The 25,404-nt window shown below is 39.2% G+C and carries 22 protein-coding genes and 1 pseudogene; 19 read left to right on the top strand and 4 right to left on the bottom strand.

The annotated features are described in order from the left end of the window. Together CLO1100_RS14675 and CLO1100_RS14670 are read left to right on the top strand one after the other, a co-directional pair. The gene (locus CLO1100_RS14675; protein ID WP_014314547.1) at nucleotides 1-399 is read left to right on the top strand and encodes an arsenate reductase ArsC; all 399 of its coding nucleotides are present in this window, start codon (nucleotides 1-3) and stop codon (nucleotides 397-399) included. 67 nt (nucleotides 400-466) lie between these two features. Then, nucleotides 467-1,306, top strand: a complete 840-nt coding sequence (locus CLO1100_RS14670) for an AraC family transcriptional regulator (RefSeq protein ID WP_014314546.1) — start codon at nucleotides 467-469, stop codon at nucleotides 1,304-1,306. A 167-nt stretch (nucleotides 1,307-1,473) separates the two neighbouring features. Here CLO1100_RS14670 and CLO1100_RS21110 read toward each other — a convergent pair. The 3 genes and pseudogenes from CLO1100_RS21110 to CLO1100_RS14660 all read right to left on the bottom strand — a co-directional run. Beyond that, nucleotides 1,474-1,596, bottom strand: a pseudogene (locus CLO1100_RS21110) (cupin domain-containing protein); the annotation flags it as partial. Nucleotides 1,597-1,677: 81 nt separating this feature from the next. After that, a complete protein-coding gene (locus CLO1100_RS14665) occupies nucleotides 1,678-3,045 on the bottom strand; it encodes an FAD-dependent oxidoreductase (RefSeq protein ID WP_014314545.1) in 1,368 nt (455 codons plus the stop codon). Nucleotides 3,046-3,111: 66 nt separating this feature from the next. Beyond that, nucleotides 3,112-4,140 (bottom strand): LacI family DNA-binding transcriptional regulator, encoded by a 1,029-nt coding sequence (locus CLO1100_RS14660; RefSeq protein WP_014314544.1) that lies wholly within the window; start codon nucleotides 4,138-4,140, stop codon nucleotides 3,112-3,114. A gap of 581 nt (nucleotides 4,141-4,721) precedes the next feature. Between CLO1100_RS14660 and CLO1100_RS14655 the strand changes: the two genes are divergently transcribed. The 14 genes from CLO1100_RS14655 (at nucleotide 4,722) to CLO1100_RS14590 (ending at nucleotide 20,015) form a co-directional block, all read left to right on the top strand. Next, on the top strand, nucleotides 4,722-5,666 hold the full coding sequence (locus CLO1100_RS14655) for a sugar ABC transporter permease (RefSeq protein WP_014314543.1): 945 nt from the start codon (nucleotides 4,722-4,724) through the stop codon (nucleotides 5,664-5,666). Then, nucleotides 5,663-6,499: a carbohydrate ABC transporter permease gene (locus CLO1100_RS14650; RefSeq protein WP_014314542.1), complete on the top strand. Its 837-nt coding sequence runs from the start codon at nucleotides 5,663-5,665 to the stop codon at nucleotides 6,497-6,499. The genes CLO1100_RS14655 and CLO1100_RS14650 overlap by 4 nt, the downstream gene beginning before the upstream one ends. A 69-nt stretch (nucleotides 6,500-6,568) precedes the next feature. Next, nucleotides 6,569-7,996 carry an ABC transporter substrate-binding protein gene (locus CLO1100_RS14645; RefSeq protein ID WP_014314541.1) on the top strand — a complete coding sequence of 476 codons (1,428 nt, stop codon included), beginning with the start codon at nucleotides 6,569-6,571 and terminating at the stop codon, nucleotides 7,994-7,996. An 82-nt stretch (nucleotides 7,997-8,078) separates the two neighbouring features. Next, the gene (locus CLO1100_RS14640; RefSeq protein WP_014314540.1) at nucleotides 8,079-8,954 is read left to right on the top strand and encodes a sugar phosphate isomerase/epimerase family protein; all 876 of its coding nucleotides are present in this window, start codon (nucleotides 8,079-8,081) and stop codon (nucleotides 8,952-8,954) included. 25 nt (nucleotides 8,955-8,979) lie between these two features. Next, nucleotides 8,980-9,867 (top strand): sugar phosphate isomerase/epimerase family protein, encoded by an 888-nt coding sequence (locus CLO1100_RS14635; RefSeq protein WP_014314539.1) that lies wholly within the window; start codon nucleotides 8,980-8,982, stop codon nucleotides 9,865-9,867. Nucleotides 9,868-9,915: 48 nt separating this feature from the next. Beyond that, nucleotides 9,916-10,992, top strand: coding sequence for an erythritol/L-threitol dehydrogenase (locus CLO1100_RS14630; RefSeq protein ID WP_014314538.1), 1,077 nt, complete (start codon nucleotides 9,916-9,918; stop codon nucleotides 10,990-10,992). 29 nt (nucleotides 10,993-11,021) lie between these two features. Continuing rightward, complete coding sequence (locus CLO1100_RS14625; RefSeq protein WP_014314537.1) at nucleotides 11,022-12,692, top strand: ribulokinase; 1,671 nt, start codon at nucleotides 11,022-11,024, stop codon at nucleotides 12,690-12,692. Nucleotides 12,693-12,722: 30 nt separating this feature from the next. Further along, complete coding sequence (locus CLO1100_RS14620; protein ID WP_014314536.1) at nucleotides 12,723-13,493, top strand: glycerophosphodiester phosphodiesterase family protein; 771 nt, start codon at nucleotides 12,723-12,725, stop codon at nucleotides 13,491-13,493. Nucleotides 13,494-13,530: 37 nt separating this feature from the next. Continuing rightward, nucleotides 13,531-14,220 carry an MgtC/SapB family protein gene (locus tag CLO1100_RS14615; protein WP_014314535.1) on the top strand — a complete coding sequence of 230 codons (690 nt, stop codon included), beginning with the start codon at nucleotides 13,531-13,533 and terminating at the stop codon, nucleotides 14,218-14,220. A 45-nt stretch (nucleotides 14,221-14,265) separates the two neighbouring features. Beyond that, nucleotides 14,266-14,919, top strand: a complete 654-nt coding sequence (locus tag CLO1100_RS14610) for an HAD family phosphatase (protein WP_014314534.1) — start codon at nucleotides 14,266-14,268, stop codon at nucleotides 14,917-14,919. 363 nt (nucleotides 14,920-15,282) lie between these two features. After that, nucleotides 15,283-16,371 (top strand): BMP family ABC transporter substrate-binding protein, encoded by a 1,089-nt coding sequence (locus tag CLO1100_RS14605; RefSeq protein WP_014314533.1) that lies wholly within the window; start codon nucleotides 15,283-15,285, stop codon nucleotides 16,369-16,371. 72 nt (nucleotides 16,372-16,443) lie between these two features. After that, the gene (locus CLO1100_RS14600) at nucleotides 16,444-17,988 is read left to right on the top strand and encodes an ABC transporter ATP-binding protein (RefSeq protein ID WP_014314532.1); all 1,545 of its coding nucleotides are present in this window, start codon (nucleotides 16,444-16,446) and stop codon (nucleotides 17,986-17,988) included. Then, entirely contained in the window at nucleotides 17,972-19,099 is a 1,128-nt protein-coding gene (locus CLO1100_RS14595; protein WP_014314531.1) for an ABC transporter permease, read from the top strand. Before CLO1100_RS14600 ends, CLO1100_RS14595 begins: the two co-directional genes overlap by 17 nt. Continuing rightward, nucleotides 19,089-20,015, top strand: a complete 927-nt coding sequence (locus tag CLO1100_RS14590; protein WP_014314530.1) for an ABC transporter permease — start codon at nucleotides 19,089-19,091, stop codon at nucleotides 20,013-20,015. Before CLO1100_RS14595 ends, CLO1100_RS14590 begins: the two co-directional genes overlap by 11 nt. 150 nt (nucleotides 20,016-20,165) lie before the next feature. Here the strand turns inward: CLO1100_RS14590 and CLO1100_RS14585 are convergent, their stop codons facing one another. After that, on the bottom strand, nucleotides 20,166-21,125 hold the full coding sequence (locus CLO1100_RS14585) for a LysM peptidoglycan-binding domain-containing protein (protein WP_014314529.1): 960 nt from the start codon (nucleotides 21,123-21,125) through the stop codon (nucleotides 20,166-20,168). 542 nt (nucleotides 21,126-21,667) lie between these two features. Between CLO1100_RS14585 and CLO1100_RS14580 the strand changes: the two genes are divergently transcribed. From CLO1100_RS14580 to CLO1100_RS14570, 3 genes are all read left to right on the top strand, one after another. Continuing rightward, nucleotides 21,668-22,396, top strand: coding sequence for a GntR family transcriptional regulator (locus CLO1100_RS14580; RefSeq protein WP_014314528.1), 729 nt, complete (start codon nucleotides 21,668-21,670; stop codon nucleotides 22,394-22,396). Nucleotides 22,397-22,590: 194 nt separating this feature from the next. Continuing rightward, nucleotides 22,591-23,820: a BMP family ABC transporter substrate-binding protein gene (locus CLO1100_RS14575; protein WP_014314527.1), complete on the top strand. Its 1,230-nt coding sequence runs from the start codon at nucleotides 22,591-22,593 to the stop codon at nucleotides 23,818-23,820. Between the two features lie 32 nt (nucleotides 23,821-23,852). After that, the gene (locus CLO1100_RS14570) at nucleotides 23,853-25,400 is read left to right on the top strand and encodes an ABC transporter ATP-binding protein (RefSeq protein ID WP_014314526.1); all 1,548 of its coding nucleotides are present in this window, start codon (nucleotides 23,853-23,855) and stop codon (nucleotides 25,398-25,400) included. Nucleotides 25,401-25,404 lie beyond the last annotated feature (4 nt).

Here is a 25,404-nt window from a genome sequence, read left to right as displayed (position 1 = left end):
ATGGGTAAAGCTAAAGTAGCATTTATATGTGTTCATAATTCCTGCCGTAGTCAGATTGCAGAAGCATTAGGCAGACATCTTGCTTCGGATGTATTTGAGAGTTATTCCGCAGGCACTGAAACAAAGCCTCAAATTAACAAGGATGCTGTCCGGTTGATGAAACAGATTTATGGAATTGATATGGAGAAAACACAAAAATCAAAGCTTCTTCAAGATATACCAACCGTTGACATTGTGATAACAATGGGGTGCAACGTGCAGTGTCCGTCTTTGCCGTGCAAACACAGAGAAGATTGGGGTCTGGAAGACCCAACCGGAAAAAACGATAAAGAATTTATTAAAGTGATTAAAATTATAGAAGAAAAAGTTATGGCTCTCAAAAAGTCACTAGACAAGTAGAAGCAGTAAATGACAGGAATTTGTACTGCCACTTTTTGTAAAATGATAATGCAAAGGAGGTGATTGAATGGAATGGGTTCGCACTCTGAATTACGCTATAGACTATATAGAAGAACATTTAAATGAAAATATTGTTTGTGATGATATTGCACAAAGTGCTTTTTACTCAAGCTTTCATTTTCAGAGAACATTTTCATTACTGACAGGTATGACAGTAAGTGAATATGTGAGAAACAGAAGGCTGTCACTGGCGGCGCAAGATTTATTAAACAGCAATTCAAAAGTTATTGATATTGCTTTTAAGTACGGATATGATACTCCAGAAAGCTTTACAAAAGCGTTCCAACGGTTCCACGGAGTATTACCGTCCCAAGCAAAAAAACACGGAACGGAGCTCAAATCATTTAATCGTCTCACACTAAAAATTGTTTTGGAAGGTGGTAGTGTTATGGATTACAAAATTGAAAAAAAGGATTCATTCAGGGTAGTTACTAAAACAAGAAAGTTCACAGAGGAAAATAGAACTAACGGAATCCCAATGTTTTGGGCAGAATATTGTGCAGAAGGGTTGCACCAAAAGGTTTGTGGTATGTTTGGAATATGTCTGCCCGGTGAACCCGGCTGCAAGGAATATGAATATGGTATAGGGTGTGAGGAAAAGTGTGTAAAGCAGATACCCGAAGGTTTTATAACTATTGAAATACCTTCCTACACATGGGCAATATTCAAGTGCGTAGGAGCAATGCCGGACGCTATTCAAGATATGTGGAAAAGGATTTATAGTGAATGGCTTCCACAATCAAAATATGAATTGATACCCGGATATGACATAGAGCTTTATACAGAAGGGGACACAAAGAGTGAAGGCTATATCAGCGAAATATGGATTCCGGTTAAAGAAAAATAATTAAATAAAAAATATTAGGAACCACACCTGACCGGTGTGGTTTTTCGCCTTGGGCACAATTGTAACTGAAAATAATGGAATGTACATTGAAGATTTTATGAAAAATAAAAATAGCTTCCTATGATTAAATAATTATTCAATGGGAAGCCTATTTTATTTATTAATATTTAGTATAAGCGGCTGTGCTTTTTTTCAGCAGCTTGTGCATCTGCTTTGGTTTTATGGACAGTTCCAAAAGTATGCTGTGGTGGTAAATTAATCGGATATAATTTAAGGGGCCTGTTTCCTGATGTAAACAAGGCATGCTTTCATAAATAGGAATGACACAGGTGTACACCGTCAAATCTCAAAATCATTCACGGTAATTATTCTTAAATACTAAGAATTGCTTTTTCTTTTAGCAATATTTCTCTGACTTCTGCGCTGTTAACTGAAGAAGGGAGAATATTCTTTTTAGTAGAAAGAGAAGCGCATACTCCGGTAGCTTGTCCAATTGCCATACAAGTTGTCATAACACGGGCACTGGCTAATGAAGGTGCATCCATGGAAATACATCTGCCGCTTAGTACCAGATTGTTCACATCACTGCTGATTAGGCAACCCAGGGGTATTCCATAAGGCCCTTCAAGGTCAATGAGATCAGTAGAACTATTCAGACCGTTATGAATGTCTACTTTGTAGGAACCAAGGGCAATGCTGTCCTCAGGAATAACACCATTTGTCACATTGTCTATAGTAAGTCTCTTAATGCCGGAAAAACGGCGGGTTTCACGAATACCTATTGAACTGTTAATGTAAGAAACATAGGTGTCCTCAAAGCCCGGTATATATTTTCTAAGAAACTCAGTTATATTTACGATTTGCTGCATACCTTCTTCGCCGCCCCGTGTTAAATCCTTGAGATCAGTTCCGTCAAAGTTTAAAATCCGTGTGGCGTTAATGCAAATCTGACCCGGATGCGGGGTTTTAATGTATATGAGAGTATCTCTTTTGAATGGATTTAAATTTTGTTCACTCATTCGTGTTAATGTATTTCGCAGTCCAAGGAATACATAGCCCGGGTGGCTTCTAAAAAATTGTACATCATATCCGTTGGAAACATTCATGCTTTCGGCGGGAATCAAATCCTCAGGATGCTCTTCTAAGAAACTCCAGAACTTTTCTTCATTAAAATTACTAAGTGTAAAAAGGAGGGAAGGGGGTTGTAAAATCCCTGTTTCCTGTTGACCCTTTTCAAATGTAGCACCTGAAAGATATGCAACATCGCCGTCGCCTGTAGCATCTATAAAAACGGAAGCTTCAATATCATAGCGTGTGCCTTTACCCATGAGATACACCCGGTCTATTCGGCCGTTTTCAACATTAACATCAATGACCTCACAGTGTAGTAAAACCTGAATTCCCGCTTCTCTGCATATCTCAAAGGCGAGAACCTTCATCATTTCAGAGTCAATGATTGTAACTGAATTATGCAGTGGGCAAGGGTTATGGCCCAGGCACGCTCCACGCAATGTTAATTTATCTACAATCTCCTGTGCAATACCGCCTGTTACCTGGTTCCCGTTTTTATCAAGAAAACCCAGTAAAGGAAGCCCTGAAGACATGTTACCTCCGAGATATTCGTTGCGATCTGCGAGAAAAACTTTGGCGCCGTTTCTGGCGGCTGCCAGTGCTGCAGCAATTCCGGCGGGTCCACCTCCGATAACCGCAACATCACATTTTAACTGTTGAATATTCATAAAAATCTCCTCTCTTGTTCTGAATGGAATTATAATTATTTTTATAGCGTATGTTGTAAGTAAAATTTAACGTTGAATTACAGAGGAACCATGGGACAGAGTTGGTGGAATTCCTAACCAAACGGTATTTGAACGGGGCTTTTCAATCCTTTTCAAGAGTGCACGACAAGCTTCTTCACCCATTTTCTCCTTATGAGCATCAATAACAGTCAGATTGACGGGTGAATATTCAGACAGGATAGAACTTTCATACCCGATAACAGACAAGTCCTCCGGAATATTAACCTTTTGTTCAAACAAAAACCTCATAGCGCCGGAAGTAATACCGTCGCTTGCACCGAAAATAGCATCCGGCCGTAAACCGGATTCCCAAATTTCTTTTAATGACTTATAACCGTCCAAACCGGTGTAACCTGAATTAACTACATATAGACCCTTCGGATCTTCACCGTATTCGGAAAAGGCTCTTTGTATTCCAGAAAGTTTTTTTTGAGAATTACTGCTGTTAGCAGGACCGTTTAAAAACAGGATTCTCTTATGGTGTTTTTCCAGAAGCTCCTTACCGGCAAGATAACCAACCTGTTCCATCTCGGAGAAGATGGAATCCGTTCCGTTGTATTGCAGACCGATAATTACAGTTGGAAGATTAATTTGCCTTAAATGTTCAATAAGGTCAGACGTAAACAGACCTCCTATGAGAAACACCCCGTCAATTCTTCGGTTCATAATCAATGACGGAAGTGCATCGGGATTACTGACAGATGAAAACCGTTCTGTAAGCAGTGCATAATCCGTATTTTTAAGGCCGGTATATATTCCGTTGCTGGTGTCATATAAAAGAGTTTCAGCGACAGAATCAAAAGCATAAGCCTTTTTAAAATGATTGGAGGTTAAAAAAACTATCCCCAAAGTGTGTGTGCGACTGGTGGTCAGTTCACGTGCGGCTAGATTTGGTGTATAATTTAGCTTCTTTATTGCCTCACGCACCTTGTATTGTGTTTCAAGCTTAACGGCTTTTGAATTATTGAGGACAAGCGAAACTGTGCTTTTGGAAACATTGGCTTCCCGTGCAACGTCAAGAATTGTAACCTTCATTCAAATCCCTCCTTATATATGTAAGTCTGTTCTCGGAAACTCCGAGGGCTTTATTATATATTTTATCAATGTTAAAATTTACTTAGCTGATTTAACAGTGCTTAGATAAATTCCATTAAACCGTTCCAATTCAAATTATATAACCTGCAGTAAATAATGTCAACATTGTTGATTCAATTATAATTTATACCATAATTATTATTGTTATAATTCGACAAAAAATAAAAAAATCTTTCAAAAAATTTATGCAAAATGTATTGACTTCGATTATGATATGAACTAATATATAGACATCAGATGAATGGAACGTTCCAAAAAGCAATAATCAGAATTTAGAACGTTCCAGATAATAAAGTTATACATAGTATATATACAAATTGTTCAATAAAGTCAGCTGATTTTTAAAAAAATTATACATTATGCATAGTAATTAGAAGGAAAGAGAGAAAATGTATTTTTAAATTAAATTTGGAATGTTCCAAATTTTCATTAATTCGATATCATTGTCTGTTGTTTTAGAAGAATCTGAACACAGCTGATGTTATATAGAAGAATTTTTACAACATGGGAGGTGTTTATTTATGTCCACTTCAAAATCCCTTAAAGAAAGGGGACAAATAGCGGGCAAAAAAACGCTGGGTAGAAAAATAGTCGAGTTTCAGAAACCTTATTTATTTGTATTACCAATTCTTATTTTTGCGGTAGCGTTCTCTTATTATCCATTTATTCGAACGCTGTTATATAGTTTATCTGCTGTAAATAAACAAGGTGAGATTGTAAGATTTGTCGGCTTAAAAAACTATTTGAGTATTTTCAGTCGTGAGGAGTTTATGAATGCTATTGGGGTAACGCTTGAATTTACCTTAATTTATGTACCACTAGCAGTTATTTTACCATTTACTCTTGCATTGATTGCCAACAAAAGAAAGCTATTTTCAAATATTTATCAAACCTTGTTTGCATTGCCTATGGCGGTATCAGTATCTGCCTCCTGTTATATTTTCCAGCAATTATTGCACCGTAAAATAGGTTTGGTTAATTACTTTCTAGAAATTATCGGCGTAATGCAAAACAAAACCAACATAGACTGGCTTAATGACAAGGTCTGGGCACTGCCTTCTTTATCTGTGATAATGGTATGGATTCATATCGGATTTAACTTTATGCTCTTGTTGGCTGCGGTACGTAATGTGCCTGATGAATTGATTGAATCAGCCAATCTTGAAGGTTGTGGCTACTGGAGAAAGGTTTTCAAGATTGTTATACCTATTACATCACCAACTATCTTCTTTGTTTTTTGTACACAAATGGTTGCAGGTATAATGATGAATGCACCAACCATGATTCTTACAAAGGGCGGCCCGGTCAATTCTACATCCACAATGATTTACTATGTATATACTACCGGTTTCAGAAGCGGCAATTACGCACTTGGTTCTACAGCCAGTATTGTAACTTTCCTGCTTGCATTTATATTCCTGATGTTCAACTTCATGTATGAAAAGAAAGGTGTGGTATACGATTGATTCCCAATAAAATTATAAAGGCTAAAAGCATTGTTGAATCGGTTCTCTCTTTGGCATTAGGTATCCTGATTGCATTCCCTCTTTTTTATGCTTTTATGTGCGGGTTTAAAGACGATGCTACATTTGACAGCTATCCGCCGACAATATTTCCAAAAGATTTTACTTACCTTGATAATTTTAAGCACGTTCTGTTTGACTCACTGGTACCGAGGTTTATGCTAAATTCACTCTTAATAGCAGTGGTGGTTACACTGGTAAGGTTGTTGCTTTCAATGTTTGCGGCATATTCCTTTGCATTTTTCAACTTCAAAGGCAAAAATGTTCTGTTTTTCATAATAATAGGTACAATGATGATACCAACGGAAGCAGTTTTAATCCCGAACTACATTACTATAAGCAAACTAGGTATGCTTAACTCATATGTAGGTATCATGGCAGTCTATTTTGTATCAGCTATTCAGGTGTTTATGTTCCGGCAAAGTTTCAAGACAATTTCCAGCTCCCTTCGTGAAGCGGCATTTCTTGACGGTTGCGGAGACCTGCAATTCTTTTTCCAGATATGTATTCCGGTTTCAAAAGCTACCATTACCGCTCTTTCATTAAATTCCTTTGTTGCGGTGTGGAACACATACCTGTGGCCTCTGCTTGTTACCAACAGGCCTGAAATGAGAACGGTACAGGTTGGTATAACAATGCTGGCAGCAGATGATTCCGGCGTTAAGGCTCCGATTTTTGCAGCAATAGCAATTATATTGCTTCCTACTATAATTATTTTCGCATTCGGTCAGCGAAACATTGTTCGCGGTATCGCCAGCGGTTCGGTAAAGGGTTAATTTGTAACACATTTCTTATATATAGCTAAATAAGAAAATATTAATAATGATTTAAAGGAGGAAAGGAAAATGAAACTTAAAAGAATTTTAGCATTGTTTGTAAGTGTAGTTATGTCTGCTTCCATATTTGTGGGTTGTGGGTCTTCGGAACCTACGGACAGCACAAAGGCAGAAACTACTGCAACTAAGGCAGCAACAGGAAGTATACTGCCGTCAGGTCCGGTCAAGGTTACTTTCTGGCACTCAATGAAAGGTAACATTGCTGATCAGCTTAAGAAAATGGTTGATGAGTACAACTCATCGGAAGGTACTAAAAAGGGAATCACCGTAGACCTTATCTATCAGGGAGAATACGATGAAGCTTCAACAAAGTTATCTGCTATATTACAGGCTGACGCTGCAAACGAACTTCCTGATATTATGCAGATGAGCTCCAAGGGTATATTTGATGTAAAGGAAAGCAAGTACATCTATCCTATTCAGAATTTTGTTGATATGGATGCCAACGGAATTAATTTAAATGACCTTAATGCAAATGCACTGCACTATGCAATGTATAACGGCAAGGTTCTTGGTTTACCATTCTCAAACTCATCAGTTATGCTGTACTATAACAAAGATATGTTTAAGGCTGCAGGACTTGATCCAAATAAAGCACCTACAACTTTGGAAGAACTGGCAACATACGTTAAAGCCCTGACTGTTAAGAGTGGGGATAAAATCAAAACTTTCGGTCTTGGTACAAAGACTCGTTTCTTCCTCCTGGGGTCATGGATTCCAATGCAAGGCAGCGAAAAGTATATGTTTGATAACGCCGACGGCCGTAAGGGTACTCCTACTGCTCTTGCAATGACAAAAGACGGAACTCTTGACCACTTCCTGACAGAATGGGAAAAGGTTTTGGCTACAGGCGGAGTTGATTACGGTGTAGTTAGTCCGAATGAAGGCTTCCAATCCGGCTTGTATGCAATGATGACTGCAAGTACTTCTTCAATGGCTTCAATTGTTGCAAAGATTCAGAATACAGGAACATTCGATGTTGGTGTGGCTGAACTTCCTCGTGTTGATGCAAATAGTACAAAGGGTACAGGTATCGGCGGTTCTGCATTGTATGTTTTTGATGCAGGAAATGACAACAAACGTCTTGGTGCATGGGACTTCATGAAATACCTTGCAACCCCAAAAGTGTCAGGCGACTGGTTTATGAACACAGGCTACTATGCCATGAATTCAAAAGCTTATGATTTACCTGAAGTAAAGACCTTCTTAGAGAAAAATCCTCTGTATAATATTATTCTGACAATCGCCGATAACTCCAAGGATTATCCTAACTACTTAGAACCATGGGTTCCTGCATTTACAGATATTGATACTACCGTACAGAATGAAATTATAAAGCTGAGTGAAGGTTCTCAGGATAGGGCAACTACTATTTCAAATATTGATAAAAAAGTAAATATGACATTAAAAGACTATTTGGATGCAAACGGACAATAATCCACATAAATATTTTTCTCTGCCTTAGGGCAGAGAAAAATATTTATTTAAACCGATTGTATAAGAAGGGAGAGATAAAAACATGCGTGTTGCTACAATGACTTCACTATTTAGAGAATGCAGGGAAACAAAGGAGTTCACAGGATATATTGAATCTATGCACCGCTGCAAGGAGGCCGGATTTAATGTTCTTGACTTAAACATGTGTGCCATGCTGAACCGTCAGACAGAACTAAACGGCGATGACTGGATAAAAAATGCTGAAAATATCCGTAATGAGGCAGAAAAGCTTGGTATTACATTTTCACAGTCACACCCGCCGTATCGCCCTTTTAAAGGTGCATATTTCAAAAGCACGGAAGAAAAAGAGCGTTTTGATGAACTTACCCGTCGTGCAATACATGTCAGCAGTATTCTGGGAGTAAAATGGGCTGTAATGCACCCTGTAACAGAGATTGATAAGGCCGAATACAATTTACAGGCAGACCTTGCGGCAAACCATGAGAATTTTGACAAGGTTGTAGAACAAGCCGCAAAAGAAAACGTAGGGATTGCCTTTGAAAACATGTGTGACAGGGATAACAGACGTCGCTTCGGAGCAACAGCCGAAGAACTGATAGCACTGGTTGACTCCTATAAGGATGCACCGGTGGGTGTTTGCTGGGATACAGGGCATGGACACCGTGTTTATACAAATCAGATTCCTGCCTTAGAAAAGCTTGGTAGTCGTGTAAAAGCACTTCACATTAATGATAACTTCGGACAGGATGACCTGCATCTTCTTCCTTTCCTTGGAACAATTCCATGGGAAAAAGTTATGAAAACACTTACTAAAATCGGGTATGAAGGCGATTTGGTATATGAGATAAGAATAAACAATTATATGCCGGAAGGCTTAAAAATTCCAAGTGCACGTTTCAGTGTTGATGTAGGAAACTATCTACTTTCATTGCGCTGATAACAAATAGAAGGGGAGTAAAATCATGCGTCTGGCAACTTCTACTAATCTTTTTTCAAAGCGCAGGGACGGCGGACTGCATACACCGTATTTGGAATCAATACGCCGATGCAGGGAGGCAGGTTTTACAACGCTTGACTTCAGCTTTACCGAGTTCTTTTTCACAAGAACTGAATTAAGCGAAGATGACTGGCAAAGCTACGTCGATGAAATTATTAACGAAAGTCAAAAACTAGGGATTGATTTTTCACAAGCCCATTTACCTTACAATCCGGGATACATGCCGGAATGGAAAAGTGATTTGGAGAAAGAAGATTATTACAAATTCGCACGAAGAAGTGTGTTAATCAGCAGTATGCTTGGGGTAAAGTGGTTGGTAGTTCATCCTTTTACACAATGTATTGAAAAAGAATTCGACGATGAAGCAAGTGTCCGGTACAATCATGAGTTCTATGATTCAATTATTGAGCTCGCATTGAAAAATAGAGTAAGCATAGCTTATGAAAATATGATCGAGTACCCGCAGAGAAGAAAATTTTCTGCAAGAGCCGAAGAGCTTTGTATGCTGGTGGATTCCTACAAGGATTCTCGTATAGGTGTTTGCTGGGATTTTGGACATGGAAACCGTCTGTATTATGATGAGTCCAATTCAATAAAAACACTTGGCAGCCGTATAGTTGCACTTCATGTAAACGATAATACAGGCATCAGCGACTTGCACTTCCTGCCTTTTATGGGCACGGTAGGTTGGGAAAAGACCCTTAAAGCATTAAAAAATACAAATTATACAGGCGATTTCACATATGAAGTTTACGGTTTTACAAAAAATATGCCTGAAAGTATGAAAGATATTGCAGCCAAATACGCATACGATGTTGGTCAGTACTGCGTATCTCTTTACCATAGATTATGAGAATTCACATTTAAAATAAATATTATATATTAAGAAAGGAAGATATTTATGTCTAACTATCCAAAGACTATGAAAGCTCTTGTAGCCTACGGGCTTGGTGATTACCGATTTGAAACTGCATACCCTACACCGGAATGCGGCCCTGACGATATAATTATTAAAACAGAAGGCTGCGGCGTTTGCGCAGGAGACTTAAAGTGCCAGCACGGTGCTCCTAAATTTTGGGGTGATGAAAGCCAACCTTCATGGGTAAAGCCTCCGTTTATTCCGGGTCATGAATTTCTTGGTAAAATTGTGGCAATGGGAGAAAATGTAAAAGGCTTTGAAATCGGCGATAGAGTTACGGCAGACCAGATTGTTCCATGCGGAGAATGCAGATTCTGCAAGGACGGACATTATTGGATGTGTCAGCCCCATAATATTTTTGGCTTCCAGACTGAAAATAATGGAGGTATGGCAGAATATGTCCGCTATCCAAAGACTTCAGTTGTCCATAAAGTTCCCCAAGACATGCCCCTTGACAAAGCTATGTTGATTGAACCTTACGCATGCTCAAAGCACTGTGTTGACCGTGCTCAAATTGGCTGCGACGATGTTGTGGTTATCTCGGGAGCAGGAACTCTGGGACTTGGAATGATTACCTATGCAAGAATGAAAAATCCTAAATTGCTGATTGTATTGGACATGGTTCAATCCAGATTGGACAAAGCTAAAGAATTCGGTGCTGATTTGGTCTTTAATCCTCAAAATCAGGATGTAGTAGCTGAGGTTTTAAAGCTTACTGAAGGCTATGGCTGTGATATATATATAGAAGCTACAGGACATCCGTCCAGCGTTAAGCAGGGACTTTCAATGGTACGTAAACTCGGCCGTTTTGTAGAATTCAGTGTATTTGGTCAGGAGACAACTGTTGACTGGTCAATAATCGGCGACAGTAAGGAACTTGATCTGCTAGGTTCACACCTCAGTCCATATTGTTACCCGTTTGTAATTGAAAACATCAATAATGGAAAATTGAAAACAGACGGTCTTATTACAAACTGCTTCCCAATCGAGGAATGGGAAAAGGCATTTGAATATGCAACTGGAAAGTATGGCGATTTCAAGGTTTGTATCACTTTCTAAACAAAATGAAAGCGAGGAATAATAAACAGATGTCAAAGTATGTGGTTGGTATTGATTTTGGAACACTGAGTGCCAGGTCAATTTTGGTTGATGTATCAGACGGAACTATTAAAGCAGCTTCATCCATGGATTACCCACATGGAGTTATGGAAAGAAAACTTCCAAACGGAACTACTAAGCTGGAAGCAGATTGGGCGCTGCAATATCCTCCTGATTATATTGAATGTGCAAGCACCACATTGTTAAATGTATTCAAGGAGTCAGGCATCGACCCTTCACAAGTTATCGGCGTAGGTACCGACTTTACGGAATGTACAATGCTTCCGACGTTGAAGGACGGTACTCCCTTGTGTATGCTGGACAAATTCAAGGATAATCCCCACGCATATGTAAAGCTGTGGAAGCACCATGCGGCACAGGATGAAGCGAATAAACTCAATGAGATTGCAGCAGAACGAGGCGAAGAATTCCTTGGATTTTACGGGGGGAAAATATCTTCTGAATGGATGTTTCCTAAGATATGGCAGATTCTCAATGAAGCACCTGAAATATATGAGGCTGCCGACAGGTTCATGGAGCTATCAGACTGGATAACGTTGATGCTTACAGGTGAAGAAAAAAGGAACAGCTGTACGGCAGGTTATAAAGCAATCTGGCAAAAGAAAACAGGATATCCCTCCAATGATTTCTTTAAAGCACTTGACCCAAGGCTTGAACATGTTATTGATACAAAAATGTCAAGAACTATATATCCTGTGGGAAGTAAAGCAGGTTGTATTACCGAAAGCAGTTCCGAATGGACAGGGCTTCCAGTGGGAACTCCTGTGGCCGTAGGCTGCGGAGATGCACATGCCGCTGTTCCCGGTGCCGGTATTACAGGCCCTGATATCATGCTGATGGTTATCGGAACATCAGGCTGCGATATGATGGCAAGCAGACAGAATATAAAGGTGCCGGGAATGTGCGGAATATGTGAAGATGGAATTCTGCCGGGATATTTTGGCTACGAAGCCGGACAATCATGTATGGGCGACCATTTTGCATGGTTTACAAAAAATTGTGTATCGGAAGAAATTTCAGCAAAGGCAAAGGAAAAAGGAATGCATGTTACTGCATATCTGGATGAGCTTGCCTCAAAGATTAAGCCGGGAAGCAGCGGATTGCTTGCGTTAGACTGGTGGAACGGAAACCGTTCTGTCCTGGTTGACGTGGATTTGACAGGTGTAATGTTTGGAATGACGACCACTACAACTGCTCCTGAAATGTATAAAGCTTTGGTGGAAGCTGTGGGATATGGAAAACGTATGATTATAGACACCTTTAAAAAACACGGAGTTACAATAGAAAAGTTGTATGCAACGGGCGGAATTGCAGAAAAAAGTCCCTTTGTTATGCAAACCTTTGCAGATATTATACAAATGCCTGTTCATGTCACGGCATCAAAGCAGACAACCGCAATGGGTGCTGCAATGTTTGGAGCTGTAGCTGCGGGTAGTGTCAATGGAGGATACGATACCATTGAACAAGCCGGAAATGCTATGGGTGGCGGAATAAAAAATACATATCTGCCTGACCCGGAGAATAGCAAAACATATGAATTGCTGTATCAGGAGTATTCAGAACTTCATGATTATTTCGGAAAAGATAACAACAGTGTAATAAAACGTTTAAAAAATATAAAAAAAGCTACATCTTATTAAATGCAATTTTGAAAGGAAGTCTTTTGGAATATGCGGAAAATCATAGACAGGTTGTTGGACAAGGAGAGTATATTGGTTGCCGGGCACAGAGGAGTTGATGCGTTTTATCCTGAAAATACTCTGCTTAGCGTACAAAAAGCTTTGGAAATGAATGTTGATATGATTGAATTTGATATGAATCTGACTAAAGACAAAGTTGTTGTCATAATGCATGACAGAACTGTGGACCGTACTACAAACGGCAAGGGTTATATTCATGACATGACGCTCAAGCAAATTAAGGAATTGGACGCAGGGGGGAAATTCGGCAAAGTATTTGAAGGCTTAAAAGTACCCACGCTGCGTGAATTTTGTGAGCTGGTTCAACCGTATGAAAATATACTTTTAAATGCAGAAATTAAGGAAAAGACATATGAAACTGTAGATCTTGCTATGGAAATATTAAAGGGATACGGCTTAATGCATCGCTGTGTTTTTACCTGCTTTGACGCTTTCATTGCAGCCTATATGTATGACTCCTATAGGGTAAAGGTTCAGGGCTTTCCAAAGGAAAAAATGGAGAACTTTGTTGAAGGGGAGAACGGTACTTATTCAAAATTATTTGCAGTAGGTATTGATATGAAAATAATAACTCCCGAACGTGTTCAGGAGTTTGAAAACCTTGGAATATTACCATGGTCCTACTGCCCTGACACTGATGAGATGGTTTATGAATCCATACGCTGCGGTGCAAGACTCATGACCTGTAACAACCCGATTCCCGCACTTAAAATATTGAAAGCGAAAGGACTGCACAGCTAAATGCTAAAGGGCAATAGATAAGAAGGTGATTTACGGATTGATTAGCCAATTAGCCATATTAAAAGATGTAAATGTTCTTTCCATTTGCGTACGTATTTTTCTTTCAGTAGTAATTAGTGGAATTCTTGGATTTGAAAGGGGACGTAAACGCCACCCTGCGGGTTTTCGTACATACATACTTGTATGCCTGGGTTCAACAATCGTCATGATGACAAATCAATATATTTACCAAACATATCATACCGGAGATATCGGCAGATTAGGGGCCCAGGTTGTCAGCGGTATCGGATTCCTGGGTGCCGGAACAATAATCATCACCGGAAGGAACCAAGTCAGAGGTTTGACTACAGCTGCCGGTTTGTGGGCTTCAGCCTGCATTGGGTTGTCAATAGGTATCGGTTTTTACGAAGGTGCAATTTTGGGTGGTACTACTATATTTTTCGTCATGACTATTTTGCATAAGATGGATAATATGATGCGTAAGAAATCAAATTTACTGCATCTGTATCTGGAATTTGAAAACTCACTGGGATTGGGTTCATTTCTTAGCCTGGCAAAGAAAAACTCTATTGATGTCATGGATGTTCAAATTGTTAAGAACAAAGGAGAGGAGAAAAAGGCTATGTCTGTCCTCCTCTCAGTACAATCAAAGGATAACCGTCCGCATACAGAGGTTTTACAATCCCTTAGCCATGCAGCGGCACTGAACAGTATTCATGAAATCTAGTTTATGTAAATGTAAAAAGGAAAAATAAAGGTCTGAGGTGATAAAGTGAATACTGAGGAACGTATAGTCAATTTGGTTATATTTGATGTAGATGGAGTTATATTTGACAGTGAACCTCTGCATTACCGTGCAAAATTGGAAATTTTACAAAGCTATGGACTTAATGAGACATTTAATCTGAAAGAATACGTCGGTAAGTCCAATAAGGACTTGTGGACTAGAATCATAAAAGAAAACAATCTGAATGCGAATCCGGAAGAACTGGAGATGCGTCAATTTAACCTGATTCTGGGTTATGTTAAAAAAGAAAAAATACAGCCTACAAATGGACTTAAGAAGTTGTTGACTGAGCTTAGGAAAAATAATTACAATACAGCAATTGCTTCATCCTCTAACAGGTACTACGTCAGTCGTGTACTGGACTATTTCAAATTAAGCAGATATTTTGATTACTCTGTTACAGGAGACGAAGTAAAGTTTCAGAAACCAAGCCCCGATATTTATCAAAAAGTACTTTCTATTAGTGGAATACAAAAGGACAATGCAATCGCTATAGAAGATTCAACTTCCGGGGTTCAGGCAGCGTTTTCGGCGGGAATAGCATGTATTGGTTACAGCAATCCCACATCGGGAGTTCAGGGTCTTTTCCTGGCTGATGCCATTATTCAAGAGCTTGGGCAGGTAAAGGATTATATTTAAGTTTATTATAATTTAACAAGAATACCCTATAAAAAAATTAAGATGGTTCATACCATCTTAATTTTTTTTATTTGTCCTGTCTTGCCATCTTCGTATATAAAATTCTTAAATAATTCAATTGTTGAACATATATTAGCGTGAATTTAATATAAAATCGAGCCCATATATTACATGTGTTTACATATGATACAATATATGGTATAAAAGTGGTATAAAACTCTTATTTAGAAGAACTTCTGTCTAACGGTTTCGGACCGGAGGATCAGCAGAACATGGGGACTTATCAGTGGTATGTAGCGGAATGAGCTCATGAGTATTACTTTCGCTGTATATAAATACAACAATTCTTTTAGGAGGGAAAAAATGAAGAAAGTATTATCAAGTATTTTAACCTTGGCATTGATAGTATCACTTGCTGCCTGCGGAGGCAGTACAACAGACAAAAGCAATTCCACTGCCGGCACTTCCACAGGTGATTCAACCCCTAAAAGCAGTGCGACTGCTTCATCCTTTGTAGTAGGTATGGTAACTGATGTCGGCGGGATCAACGACCAATCCTTCAACCAGTCTGCCTGGGAAGGTCTTCAGCAGTTCAGTAAAGAAACAAATGCATCTATTTCCTATCTGGAATCAAAGCAGGAAAGCGATTATGGAACGAATCTTGACAAGCTGGCCGACCAGAATAATAGTCTCATCTGGGGTATAGGTTATGCCATGGCAGATGGAATAAAGACTGCGGCTTCCCAATATCCTGACAAGACCTATGCAATCATTGACAACTCCTATGGGGAAGAGACACCTTCCAATGTCATAGGTGTTGTGTTCAGGGCTCAGGAGCCATCCTTTGTGGTAGGCTACATTGCTGCTAAAACCACAAAGACAAACAAGGTTGGTTTTGTAGGAGGTATTAAGGGTGATGTTATCGACCAGTTCGAATTTGGTTACAGAGCAGGTGTTGCTTACGCTTCCAAGGAACTCGGCAAGGATATTACAGTTAATGTCCAGTATGCCAACAGCTTTACAGATCAAGCGGTTGTTAAGGCAATAGCTTCTTCCATGTATACCAAGGGCTGCGATATTGTATTTCATGCGGCTGGTGGTGCAGGCATTGGGGTTATTGAAGCAGCCAAGGAAGCCAACAAGTTTGCTATAGGTGTTGACAGGGACCAGAGCGACTTGGCTCCGAAAAATATTCTTATATCCGCTATGAAGCTTGTGGGTAAGGCGATGGATCTCGTATCAACACAGGTAAAGGATGGCAAGGAACTTGGTGGAACCACACAGGTGTTTGGTATGAAGGAAGGCTGTGTTGGCATTCCCGAAAAAAATCCTAATGTGGATCAGAAAGTATTGACAGATGCCAAGGCAGTTGAAGGAAAAATAATGGATGAATCAATCAACGTTCCATACAATAAGGCTACATTCGACAACTACATAAGTACACTCAAATAAAATTCATTTAAATCAGGGGGGATGCACTTCCCCCAACCTGTTGCATTTACCAACTAAAAGATGGGGGTAACTATGGACATTAGTGAACAGTTTGCAGTGCAAATGCGTAACATTACAAAATACTTCGGCAATTTTTGTGCTCTGGACAAGGTCAGCCTTGATATTAAAAAAGGCACTATTCACGCAATGCTGGGGGAAAACGGAGCAGGTAAATCAACCCTGATGAATATTCTTTACGGATTTTACCAGGCCAGTAGCGGAGATATTTACCTTAAGGGCAATAAAGTGAACATAAAAAATCCAAATATGGCTATTGCAAACGGCATAGGAATGGTACACCAGCACTTCATGCTGGTTGAGAACTTCACTGTGTCACAGAATATAATTCTTGGCAAAGAAGTCACAAACAAAGCCGGAGTCATTGACAATAAAAAAGTACGGCAAGATATTCAAGAGCTCAGCAAAAAATACGGGTTGTATGTGGACCCGGACTCAAAAATTGAGGATATTACAGTTGGAATGCAGCAGAGAGTTGAAATTCTGAAAGCACTTTACAGGGGAGCCGAAATACTGATACTTGATGAACCGACTGCTGTATTAACTCCCCAGGAAATTCAAGATCTTATTACTATCATGCATAACCTTATAGCCGATGGCAAAACAATAATAATTATTACACATAAATTGAAGGAGATAAAGGAATCCTCGGATGTATGCACGATAATCAGACGAGGAGTGTACATAGACACAGTGAATGTATGCGATGTTGATGAAATGCAGCTTGCATCCATGATGGTCGGACACGATGTGAATCTTCATATACAGAAGAAGCCTGCAAAACCGGAAGAGGTTATATTTGAAATCGATAATCTAACGGTTGCTGACAATAGAGGCATCGAAAAGGTGAAGAACCTTTCTCTTTCAGTAAGAAAGGGTGAAATCGTAGGAGTTGCAGGTATTGACGGTAATGGCCAGAAGGAATTGGTGGAAGCTATTACTTGTCTCTCAAAAGTTAAAAACGGAAAGATAAAGATACACGGTAAAGAAATACAAAACACAACTCCAAGGAATGTATTGGATAATAAGCTTTGCACCATTCACGAAGACCGTCACAAAAGAGGCTTAGTGCTGGATTTTTCAGTAGCAGAAAACTTTGTACTGGAGAACTATGGCAATAGGCCTTTTTCCCGTTCCGGAATACTGGATTACAAATCCATATATTCATTTGCAAAAGGTTGTATAGAACGTTTCGACGTACGACCTTCGAACTGTGAAGACACCAAAGTGAGAGCTCTTTCAGGAGGAAACCAGCAAAAGGTCATTATTGCCAGGGAAGTAACCAACGATCCTGAGCTCCTTGTTGCGGTACAGCCTACCAGAGGCCTGGATGTAGGAGCAATCGAGTATGTGCACAAATCACTGGTAAGTCAGCGCGATGAGGGTAAGGCTGTTTTACTGATATCTTTTGAGCTTGATGAAATCATGGATGTTTCGGATACAATCGCTGTCCTTTACGACGGAAGAATCGTAGCCACTTTCAGTCAGGGAGAGGCGGACGAGAATACCATCGGACTAATTATGGCAGGAGGGGGTAAAAAAAATGGAGCATATAAGTAGGATTATTAAAAAGCCCTTGACCGGAATTTTTCTTTCTATTATATTGGGATTCGTTGTGGGTGCTATAGTTCTTGCAATTGCAGGATACAATCCGATAGATGCGTTCGCTTCCCTGTTCAGAGGCATATTTTCAAAACCGAAATATATTTCAAATACCATAATTAAAGCTACACCTATAATCCTCACTGCCGTAAGTGTCTCTTTTGCATTCAAAACAGGTCTGTTCAACATTGGAACTGAGGGACAGTACATTATGGGTGCTATGACTGCAGCAGTACTGGGGTATAGGCTGAATCTTCCGGGTCCCCTCCAGATATTGGTCGTTATTATAGCAGCTATTATGATAGGAGCTATATATGGAGGATTGGTAGGACTTCTTAAGGGTCGCTTCGGTATTCATGAAGTAATAACAGGCATTATGCTTAACTGGATTGCACTTTACATGAATAATTTCATAATTACGCTACCCGGACTGAAAAAACCCAATGCTGAGGCCACGTACGAAGTACATGCTCAGACGTATACGATGGTGCTACAACAGTGGAAAACCTCCAAACAGGGCATTGCATGGCTGAAGGAACACCCAATCCTACAGGAGATATTACTAAGAACCAATCTGAATTACGGCATCTTGGTAGCGATAATAGTCGTAATACTGGTTACATTTTTTCTTTACAGGACCACAAAAGGCTTTGAACTCCGTGCAGTAGGCTTCAACAGAGATGCAGCAGAATTCTCCGGCATGAATGTAACTTCGAAAATAATTCTGTCCATGGTTATAGCCGGAGCTATATCAGGTCTTGCAGGTGCTATGCAGATTACAGGCTGTGACCCTCACAGAATTTCTACACTTTCCGCATTTGAAGGAAATGGCATGAATGGTCTCTCTGTAGCACTCATCGCAGGAAGCTCGCCTGTAGGATGTATTTTTGCAGGATTGTTTTTCAGCGGTTTACTTTACGGAGGTGGCTCAATACAATCAGATATTGGGGCTCCGTCAGAAATAATCAATATAATGATAGGTACAATTGTATTCTTTGTGGCATTGGCGACGATATTTCCGCTGATATCGGACAGACTCAGGAAGAGAGGTGTTGATAGTGTTAAATAGCATATTGCTGGCAATAAGTATAACCCTGATGTATTCAACACCGCTGGTCTTCGGCGCCATGGGCGGAGTTATCTCCGAACGTGCAGGTGTTATTAATCTTGGCATAGAGGGAATGATGACCATAGGTGCATTTACAGGTGCTACTGTCGGTTATTATACATCTAATCCCTGGCTCGGATTTTTATCAGCCGGTTTAGCAGGGGGCATGCTTGCCCTGTTGCATGCTGTTGCGGCCGTATCGTTTAAAGCAAATCAGACGGTATCAGGTATTGCCATGAACTTTCTCGGACTGGGTCTTTCACTGTTTCTTTCAAGGCTTTTCTTCCAAGGAGCAACCATGACTAAGCCCGTAACTGAAAAGATACCAAAAATATTTGGTAAAATAAATTCAAAGGAACATCCGGTACTTTCACTACTCAACATGGATACAACTGTAATAATAGCATTTATACTTATGCTGACGATCTGGTTCGTATTGTACAGGACAAAGTGGGGACTCAGGATACAGTCTGTAGGTGAGCATCCCGCTGCTGCAGATTCGCTGGGCATAAGCGTTTCAACAATAAGATACTTATGCGTTATCCTTTCAGGTGTATTTTCCGGATTCGGAGGTGCGGCTATGACACTTGCCGTGGTGTCACTTTACTCCGCTATAGCCATATCCGGTCAGGGCTTTATTGCACTTGCAGCGGTAATATTCGGAAAATGGACACCGCAAGGAGCATATGGTGCATGTCTGGTCTTCGGACTATCACAGGCACTTGTGGTACTACTGGGCGGAGACAAGGTCCGGATACCGTCCCAGATCTTATCCATGCTACCCTATATTACAACCATTATTGTACTTGTTTTGTTTGTGGGACGCTCGGTAATGCCGAAAGCGGACGGAATGCCTTATGAAAAAGGAACCAGGTGATAAGCTGACAACATTGCCTGTTTTACGTGTGTCATGATTTAACAAAAAAAGACCCTATAAACTGAGAGCCAGTTAAATTCCGGGCTTTGCGCCCTTTTTAACGGTCTTAATTATAGGATCTTTTTTCTGTTATGATTTAAAAGACATAACTTATTTAGTTATTACGATTTTCTGTCCTTCATAAATCATGTTTGGATTTTTAATTCTAGCTTTGTTTGCCTCGTATATCTTCTTATATTTGCTTGAGTCACCGTAAAACTTAGCTGAAATCTTACTGAGTGTATCTCCTGCTTTTACGGTATAAACTTTATCTCCGCTTCCGACTTTGAGTGCAGGCAATAATCCATCTTTTGGTAAAACGAGCGTCATACCAACAACTAAACGGTTGTTGTTTTTCTTTATAAGTGCTTTGTTTGCATTGTATATTTTTGTATGATATTTATAGCTTCCATAATTGTTTAATGCGATGGTTGCCAATGAATCTCCCTGTTGCACCTTGTATGTAGCATTTACAGTAGTAGGAGCAGGCTTTGGTGTTACTGTAGATGTAGAAGGAGCAGGCTTCGGTGTTGTTGGTGTAGATGGAGAAGGAGTAGGCTTCGGTGTTGGTGTTGGTTTTGGTGCAGGTTCTGGTGATGGTGTAGGAGTAGCTGCGCTGTCAGAAATCTTATAAACAATTTTAGTAGTATCATTACCGTCACCAAAACTGAATACGTAGTAAGGGTTTTTTAGCCCCCAAAAATTTTTAACAAGAGTAGCAGTAGCTGTTTTATTTGCCTCGATTTCAGTTACAGCTTCCTCAGAGCCATCTATTGTCCACATTAAATTTCCTGAATAGTAACCATCAGGATCATATGCTCTTACTGCTGCAGACATTTTTTCTTTAGGTGTAAACTTAATTTCAGCGTTGGCTTGAACTAGAATAACATTATACGTTTGTGCTCCGTCGGTGTTTTCAAATTCAATTGTTTCTGACTGTGTTCCGACTTGACCGGACAATGTATAGGTATATTTGTCTGTAGGAACTCCTGAAGCTGCTGACGGGATTGTTGTGCATAGTAATAAGGCAAATGACAACAATGCTAAAGAAATGCTTTTTGTAATCCTCATAAATTTAACCTCTGATTTAAATTTTGCATTGGTGTTCAATAATCTCCCCTTTAATAAATTATCCTCCTCTCAGTTAGTTTGAATTTTTTCATTTGAATTATAATAGAAGTATTGTAGATTAATAAATTACCGATTTTCACCAAGCAATAGGATAATTATACCAACATATCAACTGGTTTTTCAAGTAATATATTGGATTAATAAGAAGATTATTGATGAAATATAAGCGATATTGTAAAAAAATAGATATGTTAATATTCTAAATCCTGTGTAAGAAGCTCGATTTAAAAGTTTTAGCCAACCGAAAAGGTAATCCAATACAAATTTTCTACATACTGCAATTGCATTGAAAAGTGATAGAAACAGTATAAAAAACAGATAATATATTCGGTAGTATTATTAGTACGGTCAATAGTGAAAATGTACATAAAATTAATGTCGAATCATGTTGACTTTTGGCTATATATAATATATTATGTAAGTGGACATATCAACATAACAATATAATATTATAATAACAAGGACATTCAAGGGGGATAATCGTGAGCGGAATGGTACCTAAATACTATTTGGTGAAACAAAAAATAGTAGAAATGATTAATAATGAGGAAATCGGCCCCGATGGCCTTATACCAAGTGAAAGAGAACTGATGGGTATCTTTGGACTGAGCAGGATAACTGTTAAAAAGGCAATAGATGATCTTGTGAACGAGGGATATCTGTATCGTATTCAGGGTAAGGGAACTTTTGTTAAAAAAGATACTCTGGATCAGGATTTGATTTCAATAACCAGTTGTACTCAAGATATCTTAAAATTGGGGATGACCCCTTCTAAGAGACTTCTCAAGTCGGAGGTTATTGAGGCTGACAAAGTTATGCTCAAGAAATTACAGCTTAGTCAGGGGGACAAGGTATATAAAATTAAGCGTGTATATTATGCAAACAATGAACCTGTTAACTTGACAACTGCGTATTTACCATGCAAGTTATTTCCCTTAATAGACACCTATGATTTCGGAGTTGATTCCATTTACAAAGTACTTGAAACAAAATACGGTACTAAAATTACAAAAGCAACAAGAACCATTGAGGCAGTATTGGCGGTTGATGAGGTAGCCAGAGAGCTTCAGGTAAAAGAGGGAGATCCTGTACTTTTGTTTAAGGCTATAACGTATGGAATGGTAAATGGGAGAGAGATACCTATAGAATCTTTTAAAAGCTTCTACAGGTCGGACAAGTTCAAATTTTATATTAACCAGATACATGAATAATTCTTAAATTTTCGAATTAGTGAAAAAGAAGTAAAAATGCCAAGTAGGATAATATGCTGTGGCTTAGTTTTCTGCACTCAAAAATCAATTACGCCATGGCTTTTATAAAAAAGAGGACCTAAGATCGCGACTTAGGCTTCTGAAATTCTAATATATCAAATCTATAACACTATATTATCGGAGGAGAGGTCAACATGAAAAAAATTACAAAAAAACTGTCTTTTCTGCTCGCACTGATTATGCTGGTATCAATGGTTTTTACAGGCTGTTCTGATTCCAAAACTGGTGATTCCTCTGCCAGTAGTACAAATGCTTCAAATTCAAGTTCCGGTACTGTCGATTTAGGCCCTGGAATAGCGCTGATTACTTCTGCTGCAGGCCCTAACGACAAGGGATATAACCAGTCGGCAATTGCAGGTCTTGAAAAAGCAAAAAATGATTTGGGAATAAATTATAAGGTTGTTGAAACTACTGATATACCAGGCAGCTTGACACAATTAGCAGGTGCTGGCTACAAGCTGATTTTCAGCCTTGAATACAACTTTGACGCTTTAATAAAGGGAGTTGGAGGAAGCAAGCCAATTGCCGAACAATATCCGGACACTACATTTGTAATATTCAACGACAATCCAAACGTAAATGATGACGGAAGCGTAAAACATAAAAACGTTGTTTCAGTTCTCTTTGATGTTCACGAAGCATCCTTTATGGCAGGTGCATTAGCTACATTAGTAAACGAAAATGCTTCAAAGCTGTTTAATAGCGCAGATTATTCATTTACTTCAGGTGATGCAGGAAGAAAAGTCGGCTTCCTCGGAGGATCAAAATCAAACGGTATCACAGTATTCGGATATGGTTTTGCAGAAGGTATCAACTACGTAGCTAAAGAACTTGGCGTAAATTATACCTTCTACAGTGATTATAATGCAGGTTTCAGTGATTCAGCAGCAGGTGCAACAAAAGCTAACACATACTATTCCGATGGTGCAAACATAGTATATGCAGTTGCAGGTGCTGTAGGTGATGGAGTAGACGCAAAAGCTAAAGAAGTTAAAAAGCTTTCAATAGAAGTTGACGCAAACAAGGACGCAAACCAACCCGGAAATATACTTACAAGTGTTTTAAAGAACACAGAAGTACCTGTATATGAAATAGCAAAGAACTTTAAGGATAATGCTATGGATAAGGTTAACGGAAAAGTTATGAGCTACAATCTTGCTTCCGGTGCTACAGGAATCACTGATTTAAGTGTTATCGAGTCAAAGATTACTGCTGACGGAAAAGCAAAGTGGGATGAAATCAAGGGTCAGCTCAAGACTATCTCTGAAAAGATAGCAAGTGGAGAAATCAAGGTTACAAATGCTCAGGCAGGAGAAAAATTTGATAAAACTAAGCTTGCAAATTTAAAAATGCCAAACGACTAAAAATAAAAATAAACCAGAATGAGGGCGGCAATATGTATGCAATAGAAGCTGTTAATTTAACAAAAAAATATGGCGATTTTGTTGCTAACGATAATATAAACCTTTCCATTGGCAAAGGCGAAATAACCGCAATAGTTGGAGAAAACGGGGCTGGAAAAACAACTCTCATGAATATGTTTTTCGGACTTCAGCGTCCTTCAAGCGGGGAACTTTTAGTTAATGGAAAAAAGGTTTCATTTGGTTCTTCATTAGATGCCATTAATTGTGGCCTGGGTATGGTGCATCAGCATTTTAAGCTGGTGCCCAGCCTGACTGTTTTTGAAAATATATTACTTGGAGTAGAAAAAAACAAAAAGATAAATTTGTCTCAAAAAATTAAGATAAAGACTCCCATTATAAACAAAAACTTTGAGAAAAAAGAAGTTCAGAAGATAATTGAGGATTACAAGTTTGAGCTTAAAGCAGACGATATTGTTGAGAACATTTCCATAGGAGCAAAACAGCGTGTGGAGATTTTAAAAATGCTTTACCGTAATGTAGATATTCTTATATTTGACGAACCTACTGCGGTTCTTACTCCTCAGGAAGTGGATGAGCTTCTACTAAGCTTCAAGGAACTTAAAAAGCAGGGAAAGACAATCATACTAATTACCCATAAACTCCGTGAAGTAATGGAAGTCAGCGACAAGGTTATAGTTATAAAACGAGGCAAGGTTGTGGGAAGTAAAGCAACAAAAGACACAAGCTCGGCTGAAATAGCCAAAATGATGGTTGGACGTGAAGTAATACTGAATGTAAGTAAGGAAGAAAAGGATGTAAGTGGAAATAAGGTGGCCTACTCCGTAAGCCATTTATCTACCCGGGATAACTTTGGAAAGAAAGTTATTGAGGATATTAGTTTTGAAATAAAAGAAGGTGAAATTTTAGGAGTTGCAGGGGTAGAAGGAAACGGACAGAGTGAGCTGGTACGAGTTCTTTCAGGATTGATGGAATCAATGGAAGGTTCGGTTCGATTATATGAAAAAGATATAACAAATAAATGGCCAAGTAGCCTGCGTTCAGCGGGTATCGGAATAGTTCCCGAAGATAGATATGCTCAGGGACTGTGCAAGGATATGACAATTTTTGAGAATATTATAGCCGGGTACCACGGTAATAAAAAGGTATGCAGAAATGGAATCCTTCTTAAAAACGAAATTGAAAATACCAGCAACAAGCTTATAGAAAAATATGATATTAGAGTAGCTGAAAAGAACGGAAATGTATCACAGCTGTCCGGGGGAAATGCCCAGAAGATAATTGTAGCAAGAGAGTTTGACTCGGATCCAAAGGTACTCATAGTAAGCCAGCCTACCCGCGGTGTTGATATAGGCTCAATAGAATTTATCCATAATAAGATTCTTGAACTGAGAAGTGAAAACAAGGCCATTTTGCTTGTCTCCAGCGAACTCAGCGAGATAATGAACCTGAGCGACAGGATAATAGTTATGTACAAAGGGCGTATTGTAGGGGAAGTTGAAGGTAAAAAGGCCGACAGCACTGAAATTGGACTGCTAATGGCGGGACTATCCTTAGAATAAGAGG

Origin of the sequence: Clostridium sp. BNL1100 (assembly GCF_000244875.1) — a bacterium.
Classification (GTDB): domain Bacteria; phylum Bacillota; class Clostridia; order Acetivibrionales; family DSM-1351; genus Ruminiclostridium.
This window is presented reverse-complemented; position numbering and strand designations above follow the sequence as displayed.